Source organism: Caulobacter sp. GW821-FHT12A07 (assembly GCF_058807655.1).
Genome location: NZ_JBXAQX010000002.1, coordinates 424,673 through 440,815, shown reverse-complemented (window position 1 = coordinate 440,815; position 16,143 = coordinate 424,673). Strand labels below are relative to the sequence as shown.

Below are 16,143 nucleotides of genomic sequence, written 5' to 3'. Positions count from 1 at the left end.
TTCGCTGACACCTTCTCCCGCAAGGGGAGAAGGACGTTAAGCCGCGAACCTTCCCAGGTCCTGCTTGCTCTCGACCAGATCCAGCACGTCGCCCATGCGGAAGCCCGGATCCACCGGGTGCAGGGCGTCGTAGATCGAGCGGGCGAAGGCGAGATCCGCCGGGGTCTTCACGCGCCAATCCAATCCCGACCAGTCGCGCACGGCGCGCAGGTGAGCCTGGCGGAAGCGGCCCGGCTGGTTGCGGATGGCGGCGGTGGGCGAGATGCGGGCCAGCGGGTCGCGCTCCTCGGCGGCGGCGGTGCGCAGGGTCTGGGCGGCGATGACCTCGACCTCCAGCCCGGCCGGATAGGTGCGGTGCACGCGGTTGGAGGCGTAGTCGGCGCCGGTGCTCAGGGCCAGGCGGACGGTCTGGTCGATCAGGCCCGGATCGACGAAGGGCGCGTCGCCCTTCAGCCGGACGATGTGGCTGACCGGGCCGGCGGCCTCGGCGCAGCGGGCGATGCGGTCAAGGATGTCGGCGCCGGCCCCGCGATAGACGGTGACGCCGCGCGACACCAGGAAGCCGGCCAGCGCGTCGTCGGCGGCCTGGTCGCTGGTGGCGACGATGATCTTGGAAAGGGTGCGCGCCTCGCGGATCCGCTCCAGCTGGCGCAGGATCATCGGCTGTCCCTGGAGGGTGGCCATCGCCTTGCCGGGCAGACGGCTGGAGCCCATGCGGGCCTGCAGGACAGCGAGGATCATCGGCTTTGCCTCCCTTCGAGGCGTCTTCTCGGTTCTTTCTTGAACCTTGAGCTTCGAGTCGGGTCCGCCGCTAGGCGACCCAACGTCGCGGGTCGAGGGCCACCGGGTCGTCGATGGCCATCTCGTCCCAGTCGAGGTCCGGCGGCGGGCTGGAAGCGGCGGCGACGACGGCCGACAGTTCGGCGGCCGAGGTCACGCCCACGATCACGGCCGAAGCCTCGGGGCGCGACAAAGCAAAGCCCAGGGCGGCCTGAAGCGGGTCGGAACGGCCTTCGGCGATCATGCGGCGCACGCGCGACAGGCGGCCCGAGGCCCCCTTCAGCTGGGCCGGAACGCGGTCGGGCGGCAGGAACAGCAGGCCGTTGAGGAAGATCGAGCGCAGCTGCACCTCGATGCCCATGCCGGCGATGCGCTGCAGCGAGCCGTCGGCCAGCAGGCGCTGGTCGAGCAGGCTGGCCGGCGCCTGGATGATGTCGGGCTTGAAGCGGCGGGCCACGCCGACCGGATCGTCGGTGGCGTGGGCGGAGATGCCGATGTTGCGGAACAGGCCCTGCTCGCGCAGGCGGTGCAGGCGGTCCCACATGGCCGGGCCATGGGCGCCGAACAGTTCCGACGGCGACTGGACGATGATGGCGTCGGCGCGTTCCAGGCCCATGCGGCGCAGCGAGGCGCGGGCCTCGGCCTCGACGAAGTCGGGACCGCGGTCGGCGCGGGCGGCCGCCATGGTGACGCGGCACGAGACCGGACGCGGGATCAGGTCGCCGAGCACGGACTCCGAACGGCCATAGACGCCCGAGACGTCCAGCACCGACAGGCGGGCGCGCGCGGCGATGTTCAGGATGTCACGCGCCTCGATCTCGGGGGAACGCGAACGCGGCGACGCGTTCATGCCGTCCAGTCCGAACTGGGCGGCGGCGAGACCGAGCTTGGAGACGGTGAGCGACATGAAAATCCGCGTCGGGTGAGCACCAATGCCGGGCAGCGTACGCGCCAAGGTTTGAAGAAGGCGTTTCTGGAAACTTGCCGAGGGGTTAAGATCGGGCCGATGGACCTTACCGATCCCGCCGTCCTTTCCGGCTCCGAATGGCCCATGCACGGCCTGGCCGACGACATCCGGCCGGCCCTGGAAAAGGCCCTGGCGGAAGGGCCGGCGGTCCTGGCCACCATCATCGCCCTGGAGGGCGGCGGACCGCGCCCGGTCGGCACGCAGATGCTTTTCGCGCAAGGTTTCACGAGCGGCTTCCTGTCGGGCGGCTGCATCGAGAGCGACGTCGAGATCCACGCCCGCGCGGTGCTGGAAACCGGCGCGCCCCGGCGTCTCGTCTACGGCGAGGGAAGCCCCTGGCCGGACATCCGCCTGCTGTGCGGCGCGCGCATCGAAATCCTTGTCGAGCGTCTCGACGCCGACGATGTCGCCGTGCGCGACCTTTTGACTCACGCAACCGAAAGGCGGCCGGCGGTCTGGTTCAGCGACGGCGTCCGGCGCCTCTGCGCGACGAAAGAGGCCGCGCCGGCCCCTTGGCCCGGCGCCTTCGGCCGGGGGTTCGATCCCGTTCCACGCCTGGTGGTGATCGGCGGCGATCCGACCGCCCTGGCCCTGGCGAGCCTCGGCGCCCAGGCCGGGTTCGAGACCACCCTGGTCCGCCCCAAGGGACCGCTGGAGCCGCCGCCCCTGGCCGGCGTCGCGTACAGCCGCGCCGCGCCGAGCGAGGCTCTGGCCGCGATCGGCCTGGATCCCTGGACGGCGGTGGCGGTGTGCGGCCACGACCTGGCCCTGGACCACGAGGCCCTGCTGACCGCCCTGCCCTCGCCCGCCTCCTATGTCGGCCTGCTGGGCGCCAGGCGGCGGCTGGCCGAACGGATCGCGGCGTTGCGGGCGGAGGGTTTGACGGAGCGCGACCTGGCCAAACTGCGCGCGCCGATCGGCCTGGATCTCGGCGGCAAGGCCCCGTTCGAGGTGGCCATCGCGGTCATCGGCGAGATCATCGCGGCGCGCCATGGGCAGCCGGCGCTGGAGAGAAGGGCGCATTCGGATCCCTCTCCCCTTGTGGGAGAGGGTGGCCCGCGCAGCGGGTCGGGTGAGGGGTCGAAAGCCCTGTCACCCGAGACGGCTGATCGACCGGGCGAAGCGTCAAACGTCTGAGAGACCCCTCATCCGTCGGCTGGAGTTTATCCTCGGGCCGGCTTCGCCGGACCCGGGGGGGCCGCCACCTTCTCCCGCAAGGGGAGAAGGATCAGGCCTTCCAATCCCCCGACTTCCCGCCGGTCTTCTCGACCAGGCACACGGCCTCGATGACCATGCCCTTCTCGGCGGCTTTCAGCATGTCGTAGATCGTCAGGCAGGCCACCGACACCGCGGTCAGCGCCTCCATCTCGACCCCGGTCGGACCGGTGGTCTTGACCCGAGCGGTAACGGAAAGCCCGCCCTCGCCCGGCTCGACCTCGACCACCACCTTCGACAGCGCCAGCGGGTGGCACAGGGGGATCAGATCGGACGTCTTCTTCGCCGCCATCACCCCGGCCAGTTCGGCCACGGCGCGGACGTCGCCCTTGCGGCCGGTCCCCGAGACGGCCAGCGCCAGGGTCTCCGGGCTCATCCGCACGAAACCGCTCGCCACCGCCTCGCGCGCCGTCGAGGCCTTGCCGGAGACGTCGACCATGCGGGCCCGGCCCTGGTCGTCGATGTGGGTCAGCTTGCTCACTTTGCGAGGCGCCCTATCGTTCCAGAAGCCGGGGCATCAGCTCGACCATGTTGCAGGGCTTGTGGCGGCTGTCGAGCTGCGGGCCGATGACCTTGTCCCAGCCGTCCTTCACCGCCCCGTTCGAGCCGGGCAGGCAGAACACGAACACCCCGTCGATCAGCCCGGCCGTGGCCCGCGACTGCAGGGTCGAGAGCCCCACCGTGGCGTAGGACACCAGGTGGAACACCACGGCGAACCCGTCGATCACCTTGTCGAACAGCGGCTGCAGCGCCTCGACCGTCACGTCTCGGCCCGTCAGGCCCGTGCCGCCGGTGGAGACCACCGCATCGACCTCTCCGCTCGCGATCCAGCCGCGCACGGTGGCGCGGATCTTCTCGATGTCGTCGCGCACCAACGCCCGGCCGGCGAACTCATGGCCGGCGGCCTTGACCCGCTCGATCAGGATGTCGCCCGAGGTGTCGGTGCTTTCGTCGCGGGTGTCGGAGACGGTGAGGATCGCCACCCGCACCGGCTTGAACGGCAGTTCCGGCTTGATCCCGCCGCCCGGGGTGAGGCCTGCCGACATCCGTCTCTCCATTTCTTCGCTTGTCGCGCGACGGGCGCCGAAACCGCTGACACTTTCGGCTGTCGCGCTTTGGCTTAATCCCAACGCTGCGCGTCGGTCCTATCCTGCGCCGTCGGCTCGATCCAGCGGGCGCCGCCCGGACCATGCTCCTTCTTCCAGAACGGCGCCCGGCTCTTGAGCCAGTCCATCAGGAAGTCGCACGCCTCGAAGGCGGCCCGGCGGTGTTTCGACGCCGTCGCCACGAACACCACCGCCTCGCCCGGCGCGATCTTTCCGACGCGATGGACGATCCGCCAGTCCTGCAAATCGAACCGCCCGGCCGCCTCGACCGCGAAGGCCGCGATCGCGTTTTCGGTGAAGCCCGGATAGGCCTCCAGCTCCAGGATCGAGGCGTTGCCACCCTCGGCGCGGGCCAGGCCGACGAAGCTGGCCACCGCGCCTGTCTCGTCGCGGCCCTTGCAGAATTCGGTCAGCAGCGCCCCGGGCTCGAACGGCGCCTCGGTCAGGGTGATCATCCGCCGCTCATCGGCGGCAGGAAGGCGACCTCGGTCGAGCCGGCCAGCGCCGCCTCGCCCCGCACCAGCGCTTTATCGACCGCCACCTGCACGCCGGGGCCAGCCAAGGCTTCGGCGAGACCCGCGTCATCATTGGCGATGGAAGCGCGCAGGGCGGAAAGGCTTCCCGCCTCGACCTCGCGCTCGCGCCAGCCGGCCTGGTCGGCCAGGCGCCCGAACAGCAGCACGCGGGCCATGACTAGCCTCCGGTCGTCGACATGTGGCGGGCCACGGCCGGCCGTGGCGCGTCGACCTGGAAGTCGTGGCCCTTGGGCTTGGACCCGATCGCCGCGTGGATCGCCGCCACCAGTTCGCCGTCGGTGGCCCCGCCGCGCAGCACGGCCCTAAGATCGCTGGCGTCGTCGCGGCCAAGGCAGGTGTGCAGGGTGCCGGTGCAGGTCAGGCGCACCCGATTGCAGGCGTCGCAGAAATTGTGGCTCAGCGGGGTGATGAAACCCAGCCGCCCGCCGGTCTCCTCGACCTTGGCGTAGCGGGCCGGACCGCCGGTGGCATAGGCCTGGTCGGTCAGGGTCCAGTAGGACGACAGCTCGCGCCGGACATCCCTGAGCGACAGGAACTGGTCGGTGCGGTCCTCGTCGATCTCGCCCAGGGGCATGGTCTCGATCAGCGTCATGTCGCAGCCGCGATCGTGCGCCCACTGGATCAGGGCCGGCAGCTCGGCGGCGTTGTCGCGCTTGAGCGCCACCGCGTTGATCTTGACCTGGAGGCCCGCCGCCAGGGCCGCGTCGATCCCGCCGATCACCTTGGCCACGTCGCCGCCGCGCGTCAGCCGACGGAAGAGGTCGGGCTTGAGCGTGTCGAGCGAGACGTTGATCCGCTTCACCCCCGCCGCCGCCAAGCGTTCAGCGTGCCGGGCCAGCTGAGTGCCGTTGGTGGTCAGGGTCAGCTCGTCCAGCGCGCCGGTCTTCAGGTGGCGCGACAGGCTTTGGACCAGCTCCATGATCCCCTTGCGCACCAGCGGCTCGCCGCCGGTCAGCCGCAGCTTGCGCACGCCCAGGCCAACGAAGGTCGAGGCCAGGCGGTCCAGCTCCTCCAGCGTCAGCACCTCCGCCTTCGGCAGGAAGGTCATGTGCTCGGCCATGCAATAGACGCAGCGCAGGTCGCAGCGGTCGGTCACCGACACGCGCAGATAGCTCACCGCCCGGCCAAAGCCGTCGATCAGGCGGGGGGTGTCGTCAGGGGACGTCATATCCGCGATAGAATAGGCGTCTCGGAGCCTGGCGGAAAGGGAACTGATGCGGCTGGAGGCGATCGTGCTGGCGGCGGGGGCGGCCTCGCGGTTCGGCGGCGGCAAGCTGCTGGCCGATTATCGCGGCCGGCCGCTGCTGGATCACGCGCTGGATACGGCCCTGGCCGCGCCGGCGCGCGGGATCACGGTGGTGCTGCGCCCGGGCGATACGGCCGCCCTGGCCCTGGTCGAGGCCCGGGCCGAGCCCCGCCTGCGACCCTTGGCCGCGCCCGAAGCTGACGAGGGGCTGGGGGCCTCGCTGCGCACGGCGATCCTGGCCCTGCCGGCCGACGCCGAGGCGGCGCTGGTGTTGCTGGGCGACATGCCGCGCGTCCCGCACGACCTTGCTGCCGACCTGATCCAGGCCCTGAGCGCGGGCGTCGGCATCGCCGCTCCCGTCCACGCCGGCCGTCGCGGCCATCCGGTGCTGTTCGCCCGCCGCTGGTTCGCCGACCTCGCCGCCCTGGCCGGCGATCGCGGCGCGCAGGGGGTGCTGACCAAGGCCGGCGACGCCATCGCCCTGGTAGAGACCGACGACCCCGGCGTGCTGTTCGACGTCGACCGGCGCGAGGACCTGGAGCGGTAGGCCCGCCGCCCCGATCAGAAGCCTCCGTCGGCGGTCGGCCACGGCGGAGCGGTCGCGCGCCACCTCAGGACGTGAAGACCGGAGAGCTTGGGGCGCAACCGCAGGCGCATCACGGTGTCGTCGCGGCCCCTCCTCCAGCCGGGCCAATCCAGCGCACGGTCCTGGGCGGCGACAACGCGCCAGACGGCGCGCAGAACCTCGCGGGGCGGCTCATGACCCAGGCGATGCTGGAGAAGAAGCCGCAGCGAGAGCGAGGCGCGGGACGAGGCCCTGAACCACCGCACGATCATTCGCGCATCGGCCCGCACGCCCTCCTCGCCCAGCGGCGACGAAAGCAGCGGACAGAAGTGGGCTTGCAGCGCGTCGGCGACCCGCCGTTCGACGGCCGCGACCAGGCGCGCGTGCTCGCCGGCCAGGTAGCCGAGCCTGAAGGCTGGTCGTCGCGGCTGGGGAAAAGCCGTGAGCTTGCGCTTCACTCCGCCAGGTCCGCCTCGTACCGCCGCATCTCGCGCCAGTGCAGCCAGACGCCCAGCGCCAGGGTCAGCAGGATGGCGTAGCTCCAGACCGCCAGGCTCATCATGTAGGTGTTGATGGTCACCCGCAGGTCGATCAGCACCGCCACGTGCGAGGCCAGGGCGACCAGCTGGAACGCCGAGATCGCCACGGTCCACAGCAGGCGCGAGCGGATCGACTCCCAGATGAAGATCAGCGCCGCCACGGCGTCGACGATCATCACCCCGACGTCGGGATTGATGCGGTTGTGGCGGAACATGACCAGCGAGGCGGCCCAGCCGGCCAGCAGGGTGACGGCGATCCGCTTCTCCGACGACCCGCCGCGCCAGAAGGCCAGGCCGCAGATCGCCAGGGTCAGAAAGAGATAAAGATAAGCCGACACTGTACGCCCCCCTTCACCGCTCCAGGTTGACGCAAGTCCGGCTCGGATCAAGTGCGATCCGAGCCGGAGCTTTACGCCTTGGATATCGGCGACCGCCCGCTAGGCGGACGGAACTCTAGTGCCGCGTCTTCTCGCCGTCGCAAAGAATCCGGCGGATCTCATCGACGACGCGCACCGCGCCATCGGCGTCGTCCGCCGCCTCCATATCGACGAGCCGCCGCAGCAGCACCGTCAGCACACGCTGCTGGGTCGGACACAGGGACCGAATGCACCGCCCGAACTCGGCGGCCTCTTCGATGGCCGGATCCATAATCGCCAGGACCGCGCTCATGCCGCGCCCTCCATTAGAACTTCGCGCATACCGGAGACGATCAGGCGGCCCGACCGCCGTCGACGGCGCGCAGGCCCGAGGTGCGCGGCGTGTCGCCGCCCTCGACCTTGCCCAGGTCGCCCAGCGCCAGGGCGCCGCAGCCGATCTGCGAGCGGACTTCCGCCAGATCGCCGTGCGCCTTCACGATGGTGCGGCGGGCCGACAGGATGTGGGTCAGGGTGATCCCCAGGGTCTCCAGGGCTTCCTGGCCGATCACGGCCGACAGCTGCGCGTCCAGCCGCAGCGTGGGCAGCAGGCCCATCAGCTCGGCGGTTTCACGCACGGCCGCGTCGATCGCGGCTTCGGCTTGTTTCAGTTTTTCGGCCCCGGCACGGGCTGCGTCGCTGCGCTTCATGCAAGACTCTCCCACTCGCGCGGGCGCCCCCCGCACGTTCAAAGGCTTGGATTGTTGGAAATTCGGTTTTTTGGCTGACCCGAGACCGACGATCAGTTCGTCGGCGGGGCGCTCCAGCCCTCGCGGAATCGCTGGAGGGCGAAGAGGAATTCATGGGCTCCCATGGTCACCACGCTGAGCAGCACGCCGGCCGCCAGGGCTGAAACCAGGATCAGGCCCATCCATTGGGCTGGGCTCAGGTCATGGCGCCAACCTCCCCGCGTTCGGACCTGATCGGACTGTCGTCCGACAGGAAGGCCGTGGCCGCGAGCACTCGCAGCAACAGCTTCGAAGGAGGATCGCCGGCCGCCTGGGCCTTGCGCAGAGCCGACACCGTTTCCGGCACCAGGCGCTCCCGCTCGGGGGTGGCCGCCATCAGGGTCAGGCCTTCCTCGAGAGACTTCCAGCTCGCGATGAAGAAGGCCGATCCCGGGGGCGAGCCAGTCTTGGTCTTGGGTGTGTTGTCGTTCATGGCCGCTCCCGCTGCTGTCGTCAGGAGAGACCGGCTCAGGTTCGTCGGCTAGGCCCGGCGATTGCCTACGGTAGTCATTACCGGGGTGCTGTTCCCACGCCACGAAGGCCAGGGCGGCGTCGCGGCGCGGCATGCCGGCCAGGCGCCGGCGCGCGCTGAGCACGTGCATCTCGACGGTCTTGGGCGACAGGCTGAGCAGGCGCGCGATTTCCTTCGAGCGCTGGTGCTGGGCGATCAGGCGCAGGATCTCGCGCTCACGAGGCGTGAGCTTCTCGAAACCAAGGCTGTCGGCAGGCTCGACCATGGCGCTAACATGGTCCCAGCACAGCCTCCCGTCCAGCCGGTGAGGCGTCAATTTCGGACGCGTCAGAGTTAACAATCAGACAGTTCGCCCGGTCAGGCGCTCCGGACGAACGGCAGGCTGACGGTCGGCTGGCCCGACAGCGCCAGCAGGGCGTTGGCCGTCGCCGGGCCGATCACCGGCGTCCCCGGCTCGCCCACCCCGCTTGGAGGCGCGGCCGACGGCACGATGTGGGTCTCCACGCTGGGCGCCTCGGCGAAGCGCAGCACGCGATAGGTGTCGAAGTTGCTCTGGTCGACCACGCCCTCGGTCAGGGTCACCTGGCCGAAGAGCGCCGCCGAAAGCCCGTAGCAGGTGCCGCCCTCCATCTGGGCGGCGATCTGGTCGGGCGAGACGGCCACGCCGCAGTCGATGGCGGTGACCACCCGGCCGACGCGCGGCTCTCCGTCCACCAGCTTGACCTCGGCGACCTGGGCCACGACCGAGCCGAAGCTCTCGTGCACCGCCACCCCGCGCGTCCAGCCCCCATCCTGCTCTTTAGAGGCCGCTTTCGGTCCGGCCTTCTCCAGGGCGAGATTGAGGGCCGCCAGGTGTCGATTGGCGCCGGCCTTGGCGTAGAGCGCGCGGCGATACTCGACCGGATCCTTGCCGGCCTTGCGGGCCAGCTGGTCGATGGTGTGCTCCATGACGAAGGCGGTGTGGGTCGCCCCCACCGAGCGCCACCACAGCACCGGCACGCCCACTTCGGGGAACGCCACCTGGGCGTCGACGACGGGCGTGGCTTTCAGATAGGGCGAATCCGACGCCCCCTCGACGGCGGTCTGGTCGACGCCCTTCGAGGGCATCGGCGAGTCCTTCATGATCGACTGGCTGACGATGCGGTGACGCCAGGTCGCCGGCAGGCCGTCCTTGTCCAGCGTCACCCGCACGGCGTGAACCACCAGCGGCCGGTAGTAGCCGGCCTTCATGTCGTCCTCGCGGGTCCAGACCAGCTTCACCGGCTTGCCGCCGCCGACCTTCTTGGCGACGTGCACGCACTCGGCCACGTAGTCGGAATTGAAGGTCGCCCGCCGCCCGAACGAGCCGCCGGCGAACAGGGTCTCGACCTCGACCGAGCCGGGCAGGGTCCCGACGATCTTGGCCGCGTTCAGCTGGTCGAGGGTCTGGCCCTGCGAGCCGTGCACCAGCTTCACCGAATTGCCCTCGACGATGGCCACGCAGTTCATCGGCTCCATGGTGGCGTGGGCCAGATAGGGGAACTCGTAGACCGCCTCGAAGGCGTCCGATCCTCCGGCCGCCTGGGCCGCGTCACCCTTGGCCCCGAACGATTCCCACTTCTGCTCGGCCGGACCCTTGCCGGTGGCCAGGTCCCGGAACGCCGCCGTGATCTCTTTCGAGCCGCGCTTCTCGGCCTTGCCTTCGTCCCAGCGCACGACCAGCGCCTCGCGCCCCAGCCGCGCGGCCCAGGTGGATTTCGCCACCACCGCCACCCCGGTCGGGATTTCGTAGACATCGACCACGCCCGCCACCTTCTTGGCCGCATCGGCGTCGAAGCTCTCGACCTTGGCCCCGAAGCGCGGCGGATGGGCGACCATCGCCGTCAGCATGTCGGGCAGGTGGACGTCCTGGGTGTAGCGGGCCGTGCCGTCGACCTTGGCCTGGGCGTCCTTGCGCCGCACCCGATCGGTGCCGATCAGGGTGAAGGTCTTGGGGTCCTTCAGCGGCGGGTTCTGCGGCGGCGTCACCTTGGCGGCGTCGGCCGACAGGTCGGCGAAGGCGGCGCTCTTGCCCGAGGCGTGGGTCAGCACCCCGTCCTTGACCACGATCTCGCCGGCCGGGACGTTCCAGCGGTTGGCGGCGGCCTCGACGAACATCGCCCGCGCCCCGGCGCCGGCCTTGCGCAGCTGCTCCCAGCTGTTGGAGATCGCCGAGCTGCCGCCGGTCAGCTGCGCGCCCAGGGCGCCGTTGCCGTAGAGCTTGGCGTTGGCCGGCGACTGCTCGACCCGCACCTTGGCCCAGTCGGCGTCCAGCTCCTCGGCGACGATCGCCGCCAGGCCGGCATGGCTGCCCTGGCCGAACTCGATGTGCTTGGAGATCACGGTGACGAAGCCGTCGGGCTCGAAGCGGATGAACGGGCCGAAGGCCCCGACCTCGACCTTGGAGCCGGCGCTCATCAGGTCGGCCGGCGAGCAGCCGACCACCAGGGCGCCGCCAACCACCGCGGCCCCGACCACCACCTCGCGGCGGCTGAAGCCTTCGGATTTCACGGGCGCGTTCATCGCACTTCTCCCCGCTGGATCCGCGACGTCGCGCCGGAAGCGGCCGAGATCGCCTCGTCGATGTCGGCCTCCTTGGCCGGTTCGGCGACGACAGCCGGCGCGGCGACCACCGGGATCGCCTGGCCCGTCGCCGCCTGCCTGATCGCCGCCCGGATCCGCTGATAGGCGCCGCAGCGACAGATGTTGCCGCCCATGGCCGCGTCGATGTCGGAGTCCGTCGGCTTTTTATTCGCTTCGAGCAGGGCCGCGGCCGACATGATCTGGCCCGACTGGCAGTAGCCGCACTGCGGCACGTCCAGCTTCACCCAGGCCTGCTGCAGCGGGTGCGCCCCGCCCAGGCCCTCGATGGTGGTGATCTTGGCGCCCGACAGCGCGGCGATCGGGGTGACGCACGCGCGCACCGGGTCGCCGTTCACATGCACGGTGCAGGCCCCGCACTGGGCCAGGCCGCAGCCGAACTTCGTGCCCGTCAGGCCCAGCTCGTCGCGCAGCACCCACAGCAGCGGCGTATCGGGATCGGCCTCGACCGACATCGTCTTGCCGTTGACGTCCAAGCTCGCCGCCATGCGTCTGTCTCCTGCCCTCGGGGCAGCTAACACCGTTCTCCCGAGGCTCCGCCAGTGAAATTTTAACGCCGCCAAGATGCTCGGAAAGCCGGTTCCGCCACGCCTGTTGCGCGAAAGGCCTCACGTTCTTGGCCGACGCGCCCTAGCTTGAACGCACGACGCCTGTTGAGGACCCCCGCCTTGGACTCCTTCCCCGCCTATTTCCCCCTCGCCGGCCGCAAGGTGGTGATCGCCGGAACCGGCGAAGGCGCCGAGGCCAAGGCCCGGCTGTTCGAGGGCTCGCCCGCCACCCTGGTGCGGCTGGACGGCCACGCGGCCTTCCTGCCCGGCTCCTACAGCGGCGCGGTGCTGGCCTTCATCTCCAGCGCCGACGAGGTGTTCGCCCAGGCCGCCGCCCGCGCCGCGCGCGCCGCCGGGGTGCTGGTCAACGTCGTCGACAAGCCCGACATGTGCGACTTCAACACCCCCGCCGTCATCGACCGCGGCGAGGTGGTGGCCGCCGTCGGCACCGGCGGCGCGGCCCCCGTGCTGGCCACCATGCTGCGCTCCGACATCGAGGCCCAGGTGCCCGAGGGCGCCGGCCGGGTCGCCGCCCTGATGCGCAACTTCCAGAGCGAGGTGCGCGGCGCCCTGCCCACCCTGCACGAACGCCGCGCCTTCCTGCGCGAGGCGCTGTCGGGCGAGGCCGCCCAGGCGGCCATGACCGGCGACATGGAAAAGGCCGGCGCCCTGTTCCGCGACGCCCTGGCCAAGAGCGTCAAGAAGGAGGGCAAGGTCCGCTTCGTGGCCGGCAAGGGCCCGGCCGACCTGCTGACGCTGCGCGCCGTGCGGGCCCTGTCGGCCGCCGACGTGCTGGTCATCGACGAGGCCGCCGATCCCGAGGTCGTCACCATGGCCCGCCGCGACGCTCACCGCCTGTCGGCCGCCGAAGCTTCGCCGGAACACCTGATCGAACTGGCCCGCAGCGGCCGCCAGGTCGTGCGGCTGGTCGCGGCCCCGGTCGAGGCGGCGGACATCCAGGCGCTGGCGGCGGCCGGCGTGGCGGTCGAGGTGCTGCTGACGGCGCCGGCGGGCTAATGAAACCTCTCCCGTGGGGAGAGGAAGGGGCCCGCGCCGCAGGCGTGGGAGGGTGAGGGCGTACGCCGTCGGCGGTCCCATCACCCGTTCGTCCCCGCCTTTTCCGGAAAGGCCTAAACCCCTCACCCTCCCAGGCTTCGCCTGGGCCCCTCCCTCTCCCTATGGGAGAGGTTTTCTTCGCCGCATTGACTCCCCGCCCCCCCTCCGTATGTTCCGCGCCGTTCGAGTGACTGGCGTTGAAGGTGGGTGACCACCGGGGAGCTCGAGACGCATCCGCCGCGCGCCTGGGCTCCTTTTCTGACCGCAACCAGACCCGGAGTCCCCCGTGCCCGCCGCCCCCGACTATCCGTCCGCCCCCGATCTCGTCGCCCCCAAGCGCGCCCTGCTGTCGGTCTCCGACAAGACCGGCCTGGTCGAAGCGGCCAAGGTCCTGCACGAGGCGGGCGTCGAGCTGGTCTCGACCGGCGGCACCAAGGCGGCCATCGCCGCGGCCGGCCTGCCGGTGAAGGACGTGTCGGACCTGACCGGCTTCCCCGAGATGATGGACGGCCGGGTCAAGACCCTGCACCCCATCGTCCACGGCGGCCTGCTGGGCGTGCGCGACGCTCCCGAGCACGCCAAGGCCATGGCCGACCACGGCATCGGCGGCATCGATATCCTCTATGTGAACCTCTATCCGTTCGAGGCCACCGTCGCGAAGGGCGGCTCGTACGAAGAGTGCGTCGAGAACATCGACATCGGCGGCCCGGCCATGATCCGCTCGGCGGCCAAGAACCACGGCTACGTGTCGGTCTGCACCGACCCGGCCGACCTTGGCGAAGTGCTCGAAGCCCTGAAGGCCGACGGCGGCACGACCCTTTCTCTGCGCAAGACCCTGGCGGCCCGCGCCTACGCCCGCACGGCGGCCTATGACGCCGCCATTTCGGCCTGGTTCGCGGCCCAGCTGGGCCAGGACTTCCCGGCCCGCAAGTCGATCGCCGGCGAGCTGCGCCAGACCATGCGCTATGGCGAGAACCCGCACCAGAAGGCGGCCTTCTACACCTTCCCCAATCCCCGCACCGGCGTGGCCACGGCCCGCCAGCTGCAGGGCAAGGAACTCAGCTACAACAACATCAACGACACCGACGCGGCCTTCGAGCTGATCGCCGAGTTCGACCCGGCCCAGGGTCCGGCCGTGGCCATCATCAAGCACGCCAACCCCTGCGGCGTGGCCCTGGGCGCCACCCAGCGCGAGGCCTATGAGCGGGCCCTGGCCTGCGACCCCACCTCGGCCTTCGGCGGCATCGTCGCTGTCAACACCCGCCTGACCCGCGAGGCCGCCGAGGCCATGGTCGAGATCTTCACCGAGGTGGTGATCGCGCCGGAAGCCGACGACGACGCGATCGCCGTCTTCGCCGCCAAGAAGAACCTGCGCCTGCTGGTCACCGGCGGCCTGCCGGATCCGCTGTCGACCGGCGACACCTTCAAGAGCGTGGCCGGCGGCTTCCTCGTGCAATCCCGCGACGACGCGCGGATCAAGGCCGGCGACCTGAAGATCGTCACCAAGCGCCAGCCGACCGAGGAAGAGATCCGCGACATGCTGTTCGCCTTCCAGATCGGCAAGCACGTCAAGAGCAACGCCATCGTCTACGCCCGCGCCGGCCAGACCCTGGGCGTCGGCGCCGGCCAGATGAACCGCAAGGACAGCGCCCGCATCGCCGCCCTGCGCGCCGCCGACTTCGGCCTCGATCTGGCGGGCTGCGCCTGCGCCTCGGAAGCCTTCTTCCCGTTCGCCGACGGTCTGATCCAGGCGGCCGAAGCCGGGGCCACGGCGATCATCCAGCCGGGCGGCTCCATGCGCGACCCCGAGGTCATCGAGGCCGCCGACAAGCTTGGCCTCACTATGGCCTTCACCGGCGTGCGAGTGTTCCGCCACTAAGGATTGAGTGAGCACGATGGACAGCGTCAGCTGGGGAGCCAAGGTCGTTTCACGCTCGCGGGTGTTCAAGCCCGCGGGCCTGGGCCCCTTTCCGGTGGCGCTGATCCTGCACGGCTGCGGCGGCAAGACCCCGTTCCTGGAGACCTATGCCGAGGTCACCGTGAAGGCCGGCTACGCCGCCATCGTGCTCGACTCGTTCGCGCCGCGCGGCATGAGCACGCTCGACGGCAAGCTCTTCGTCTGCACCCTGATGACCCTGCATGGGGCCAAGCGCGCGGCCGACGTGTTCGGGACCCTGGCCTGGCTCAAGACCCAATCCTGGGCGCGGGCCGACCATGTTTTCCTGGCCGGCTGGAGCCACGGCGCCTGGACGATCATGGACGCCTACGCCGCCGGAACCTCGGCCCCCAGCGCCACCGGCCTGGCCGACGCCGACGCGGTCGCCCTGCGCAAACAGGTGAAGGGCGCACTGCTGGTCTATCCGTATGCGGCCTATCCCTCGATGACCAGCAGCCGGGGCTGGGGACCGGGTGCGCCGCCGGTGTGGTCGGTGCTGGGCCAGAAGGACGGCGTGGTCGGCTGGCGCTATCCCAAGAAGGCGCTGGAACGGCTCAGCGCCGACGGCGTCAAGGTCGACCTCAAGCTCTACCCCGACGCCACCCACGCCTTCGACGACGACAAGGCCAACGACCCGCGCGCCATCTACCGGCCGGACCTGTTCCAGGAGGTCCAGGACTACTTCGCTTCGGCGCTGAAAGCGGTGGCGCCGAAGCCGGGGCTGTTCGCTTAAGATCCTCCCCCTCTGGGGGAGGTGGCCCAGAGGGCCGGAGGGGGGCGTTTTCAGCTTTCACAGCTTTGGCCGCGCGGTTCCCTCCCCCGTAAAATCCCCGCGAAAGCGGGAACCCAGGTGTTTTATCGTCGAGCGCCACGCGTTTCAGAAAAAGCCTGGGTCCCCGCTTTCGCGGGGATTTTACGGATGTTGGATTGCGGACGGGGACAGACGAAGCTGGATCCCCGGCGATCCCGGATCAAACCCCAACCAATCCAGCCGCTTGCAACTTTCTCACCGCTCTGGATCAGACGCGCTGAAACCCGCTGCATAATCAGAGCTGTCCCGTCGCAGGGAGAGGGCGCAAGGATCCGGCCCGAAGCGTGCGGCGGTGATGCGATCGAGCGGGGCTGAAGGAGCGGCGAGAGCCGGGCCGAACGGCTTAAATGAGGATGGGGGACGTAAACCCATCCATCGGGAGCTTGCCTCATAGGCTCCCGCCCGTCCGAGGGTCCGCTCCGGCGCCTTCTGTCTGCACGCGATGGCTAGCGAAGCTTACAGCCCGGTTCCGGGGAAGGCACACGCCGAAGGGGGTGAAGGGCGGAAGAGGCCCGCGCGCCCCGGCCTGAGGCACAACGATCGCGCGGGGCGTCAGAGCTTCGTCGAAACGGTATTCAAACGCACAGCTCCGGGCGAGGCCCGGAC

At 70.3% G+C, this 16,143-nt stretch carries 20 protein-coding genes, 1 pseudogene and 1 riboswitch; of the genes and pseudogenes, 5 read left to right on the top strand and 16 right to left on the bottom strand.

Annotated elements, in window-relative coordinates; genetic code table 11:
* Window positions 1-36 precede the first annotated feature (36 nt).
* The gene (locus AC1RRS_RS05800) at window positions 37-741 is read right to left on the bottom strand and encodes a glycosyltransferase family protein (RefSeq protein WP_492854300.1); all 705 of its coding nucleotides are present in this window, start codon (window positions 739-741) and stop codon (window positions 37-39) included.
* A 70-nt stretch (window positions 742-811) separates the two neighbouring features.
* Window positions 812-1,687, bottom strand: a complete 876-nt coding sequence (locus AC1RRS_RS05795; protein WP_110120936.1) for a bifunctional regulator KidO — start codon at window positions 1,685-1,687, stop codon at window positions 812-814.
* 99 nt (window positions 1,688-1,786) lie between these two features.
* Between AC1RRS_RS05795 and AC1RRS_RS05790 the strand changes: the two genes are divergently transcribed.
* Entirely contained in the window at window positions 1,787-2,884 is a 1,098-nt protein-coding gene (locus tag AC1RRS_RS05790) for an XdhC family protein (protein WP_492854299.1), read from the top strand.
* 91 nt (window positions 2,885-2,975) lie between these two features.
* Here AC1RRS_RS05790 and moaC read toward each other — a convergent pair whose 3' ends face one another.
* From moaC to moaA, 5 genes are all read right to left on the bottom strand, one after another.
* On the bottom strand, window positions 2,976-3,443 hold the full coding sequence (moaC, locus tag AC1RRS_RS05785) for a cyclic pyranopterin monophosphate synthase MoaC (protein ID WP_492854298.1): 468 nt from the start codon (window positions 3,441-3,443) through the stop codon (window positions 2,976-2,978).
* 13 nt (window positions 3,444-3,456) lie between these two features.
* Entirely contained in the window at window positions 3,457-4,008 is a 552-nt protein-coding gene (gene moaB / locus AC1RRS_RS05780; protein WP_492854297.1) for a molybdenum cofactor biosynthesis protein B, read from the bottom strand.
* 74 nt (window positions 4,009-4,082) lie between these two features.
* Window positions 4,083-4,523 carry a molybdenum cofactor biosynthesis protein MoaE gene (locus tag AC1RRS_RS05775; RefSeq protein WP_492854296.1) on the bottom strand — a complete coding sequence of 147 codons (441 nt, stop codon included), beginning with the start codon at window positions 4,521-4,523 and terminating at the stop codon, window positions 4,083-4,085.
* Window positions 4,520-4,759 (bottom strand): MoaD/ThiS family protein, encoded by a 240-nt coding sequence (locus tag AC1RRS_RS05770; RefSeq protein WP_492854295.1) that lies wholly within the window; start codon window positions 4,757-4,759, stop codon window positions 4,520-4,522. The genes AC1RRS_RS05775 and AC1RRS_RS05770 overlap by 4 nt, the downstream gene beginning before the upstream one ends.
* A gap of 2 nt (window positions 4,760-4,761) precedes the next feature.
* A complete protein-coding gene (gene moaA, locus AC1RRS_RS05765; RefSeq protein WP_492854294.1) occupies window positions 4,762-5,772 on the bottom strand; it encodes a GTP 3',8-cyclase MoaA in 1,011 nt (336 codons plus the stop codon).
* Between the two features lie 46 nt (window positions 5,773-5,818).
* Between moaA and AC1RRS_RS05760 the strand changes: the two genes are divergently transcribed.
* Entirely contained in the window at window positions 5,819-6,397 is a 579-nt protein-coding gene (locus AC1RRS_RS05760; RefSeq protein ID WP_492854293.1) for a nucleotidyltransferase family protein, read from the top strand.
* A 14-nt stretch (window positions 6,398-6,411) separates the two neighbouring features.
* Here AC1RRS_RS05760 and AC1RRS_RS05755 read toward each other — a convergent pair whose 3' ends face one another.
* The 9 genes and pseudogenes from AC1RRS_RS05755 to AC1RRS_RS05715 form a co-directional block, all read right to left on the bottom strand.
* Entirely contained in the window at window positions 6,412-6,873 is a 462-nt protein-coding gene (locus AC1RRS_RS05755; protein ID WP_492854292.1) for a hypothetical protein, read from the bottom strand.
* Window positions 6,870-7,292 carry a hypothetical protein gene (locus tag AC1RRS_RS05750; RefSeq protein ID WP_492854291.1) on the bottom strand — a complete coding sequence of 141 codons (423 nt, stop codon included), beginning with the start codon at window positions 7,290-7,292 and terminating at the stop codon, window positions 6,870-6,872. Before AC1RRS_RS05750 ends, AC1RRS_RS05755 begins: the two co-directional genes overlap by 4 nt.
* A 115-nt stretch (window positions 7,293-7,407) precedes the next feature.
* Complete coding sequence (locus AC1RRS_RS05745) at window positions 7,408-7,623, bottom strand: hypothetical protein (protein WP_110120927.1); 216 nt, start codon at window positions 7,621-7,623, stop codon at window positions 7,408-7,410.
* Window positions 7,624-7,663: 40 nt separating this feature from the next.
* On the bottom strand, window positions 7,664-8,017 hold the full coding sequence (locus AC1RRS_RS05740) for a hypothetical protein (RefSeq protein WP_492854290.1): 354 nt from the start codon (window positions 8,015-8,017) through the stop codon (window positions 7,664-7,666).
* Between the two features lie 92 nt (window positions 8,018-8,109).
* Window positions 8,110-8,238 (bottom strand): hypothetical protein, encoded by a 129-nt coding sequence (locus tag AC1RRS_RS05735; RefSeq protein ID WP_255580246.1) that lies wholly within the window; start codon window positions 8,236-8,238, stop codon window positions 8,110-8,112.
* Window positions 8,239-8,252: 14 nt separating this feature from the next.
* On the bottom strand, window positions 8,253-8,528 hold the full coding sequence (locus AC1RRS_RS05730) for a hypothetical protein (RefSeq protein WP_110120925.1): 276 nt from the start codon (window positions 8,526-8,528) through the stop codon (window positions 8,253-8,255).
* A 127-nt stretch (window positions 8,529-8,655) separates the two neighbouring features.
* Window positions 8,656-8,832: pseudogene (locus AC1RRS_RS05725) on the bottom strand (response regulator transcription factor); the annotation flags it as partial.
* 92 nt (window positions 8,833-8,924) lie between these two features.
* On the bottom strand, window positions 8,925-11,108 hold the full coding sequence (locus tag AC1RRS_RS05720; protein ID WP_492854289.1) for a xanthine dehydrogenase family protein molybdopterin-binding subunit: 2,184 nt from the start codon (window positions 11,106-11,108) through the stop codon (window positions 8,925-8,927).
* The gene (locus tag AC1RRS_RS05715; RefSeq protein ID WP_492854288.1) at window positions 11,105-11,674 is read right to left on the bottom strand and encodes a (2Fe-2S)-binding protein; all 570 of its coding nucleotides are present in this window, start codon (window positions 11,672-11,674) and stop codon (window positions 11,105-11,107) included. Before AC1RRS_RS05715 ends, AC1RRS_RS05720 begins: the two co-directional genes overlap by 4 nt.
* Window positions 11,675-11,854: 180 nt before the next feature.
* On the opposite strand from AC1RRS_RS05715, the gene AC1RRS_RS05710 reads away from it, so the two are divergent.
* The 3 genes from AC1RRS_RS05710 (at window position 11,855) to AC1RRS_RS05700 (ending at window position 15,459) form a co-directional block, all read left to right on the top strand.
* Window positions 11,855-12,751: a precorrin-2 dehydrogenase/sirohydrochlorin ferrochelatase family protein gene (locus tag AC1RRS_RS05710; protein WP_492854287.1), complete on the top strand. Its 897-nt coding sequence runs from the start codon at window positions 11,855-11,857 to the stop codon at window positions 12,749-12,751.
* 216 nt (window positions 12,752-12,967) lie between these two features.
* Window positions 12,968-13,048: riboswitch (ZMP/ZTP riboswitch) on the top strand.
* A 28-nt stretch (window positions 13,049-13,076) separates the two neighbouring features.
* Window positions 13,077-14,669, top strand: coding sequence for a bifunctional phosphoribosylaminoimidazolecarboxamide formyltransferase/IMP cyclohydrolase (gene purH / locus AC1RRS_RS05705; protein WP_492854286.1), 1,593 nt, complete (start codon window positions 13,077-13,079; stop codon window positions 14,667-14,669).
* A gap of 16 nt (window positions 14,670-14,685) precedes the next feature.
* Complete coding sequence (locus tag AC1RRS_RS05700; RefSeq protein WP_492854460.1) at window positions 14,686-15,459, top strand: dienelactone hydrolase family protein; 774 nt, start codon at window positions 14,686-14,688, stop codon at window positions 15,457-15,459.
* The last annotated feature ends 684 nt before the right edge of the window (window positions 15,460-16,143 follow it).

Bases quoted from the DNA above. Each gene is read 5' to 3' on its own strand.
- AC1RRS_RS05790 (WP_492854299.1), top strand. From the start codon at position 1,787: ATGGACCTTACCGATCCCGCCGTCCTTTCCGGCTCCGAATGGCCCATG.
- moaB (WP_492854297.1), bottom strand. From the start codon at position 4,008: ATGTCGGCAGGCCTCACCCCGGGCGGCGGGATCAAGCCGGAACTGCCG.
- AC1RRS_RS05770 (WP_492854295.1), bottom strand. From the start codon at position 4,759: ATGGCCCGCGTGCTGCTGTTCGGGCGCCTGGCCGACCAGGCCGGCTGG.
- moaA (WP_492854294.1), bottom strand. From the start codon at position 5,772: ATGACGTCCCCTGACGACACCCCCCGCCTGATCGACGGCTTTGGCCGG.
- AC1RRS_RS05735 (WP_255580246.1), bottom strand. From the start codon at position 8,238: ATGGGCCTGATCCTGGTTTCAGCCCTGGCGGCCGGCGTGCTGCTCAGC.
- AC1RRS_RS05700 (WP_492854460.1), top strand. From the start codon at position 14,686: ATGGACAGCGTCAGCTGGGGAGCCAAGGTCGTTTCACGCTCGCGGGTG.
- AC1RRS_RS05800 (WP_492854300.1), bottom strand. From the start codon at position 741: ATGATCCTCGCTGTCCTGCAGGCCCGCATGGGCTCCAGCCGTCTGCCC.
- AC1RRS_RS05730 (WP_110120925.1), bottom strand. From the start codon at position 8,528: ATGAACGACAACACACCCAAGACCAAGACTGGCTCGCCCCCGGGATCG.
- AC1RRS_RS05795 (WP_110120936.1), bottom strand. From the start codon at position 1,687: ATGTCGCTCACCGTCTCCAAGCTCGGTCTCGCCGCCGCCCAGTTCGGA.
- AC1RRS_RS05715 (WP_492854288.1), bottom strand. From the start codon at position 11,674: ATGGCGGCGAGCTTGGACGTCAACGGCAAGACGATGTCGGTCGAGGCC.
- AC1RRS_RS05775 (WP_492854296.1), bottom strand. From the start codon at position 4,523: ATGATCACCCTGACCGAGGCGCCGTTCGAGCCCGGGGCGCTGCTGACC.
- AC1RRS_RS05745 (WP_110120927.1), bottom strand. From the start codon at position 7,623: ATGAGCGCGGTCCTGGCGATTATGGATCCGGCCATCGAAGAGGCCGCC.
- AC1RRS_RS05760 (WP_492854293.1), top strand. From the start codon at position 5,819: ATGCGGCTGGAGGCGATCGTGCTGGCGGCGGGGGCGGCCTCGCGGTTC.
- AC1RRS_RS05740 (WP_492854290.1), bottom strand. From the start codon at position 8,017: ATGAAGCGCAGCGACGCAGCCCGTGCCGGGGCCGAAAAACTGAAACAA.
- AC1RRS_RS05720 (WP_492854289.1), bottom strand. From the start codon at position 11,108: ATGAACGCGCCCGTGAAATCCGAAGGCTTCAGCCGCCGCGAGGTGGTG.